We start from the raw sequence: 387 nt of genomic DNA, 5'->3' as shown, positions 1-387 counted from the left end.
GCCAGACGGCGAGCAGGTTGACGACGGAGCCTCCGTGGACCCAGATCACGTCTTGGTCGAGCAACACGTCCTCGATGTGCTGGAACGTAGGCTCAGCGAACAGGTTGAGGTTCACCAAGTCGAAACCCGCCTTGTATCCAGCCTCGGCCATCGCCGCGTTCTGGTGACGCTGGTCACCGGCGGCGGTGCCGATCTGGCACATCTTGGGCTTGCGGGTGGTGCCCGAGAGCTCCACGGCGTAGTGAACCAGTGGCCCGAACTCTCGATCTCCGAATTCGGGGGTTCGGTAGCCGCCTGAGGTGGCCAGGATGGTGGGCTGCGGAGCTGGCATGGTTCGACCCTAGGTGCACGGCTCCCAATGTCGAAGGTGATGTCCGCTCATGCCGC

General features: G+C 63.8%; 1 protein-coding gene. It reads right to left on the bottom strand.

The window, feature by feature from the left end:
• A partial coding sequence (locus FJR00_RS15570; RefSeq protein WP_181409681.1) for a Type 1 glutamine amidotransferase-like domain-containing protein occupies positions 1-331 on the bottom strand: 331 nt, incomplete at its 3' end.
• Between the last annotated feature and the right edge of the window lie 56 nt (positions 332-387).

The organism is Ornithinimicrobium kibberense (assembly GCF_006519705.1).
Lineage (GTDB): Bacteria > Actinomycetota > Actinomycetes > Actinomycetales > Dermatophilaceae > Ornithinicoccus > Ornithinicoccus kibberensis.
The sequence above is the reverse complement of the archived record's forward strand: the minus strand, read 5'-3'. Positions and strand labels throughout refer to the sequence as shown.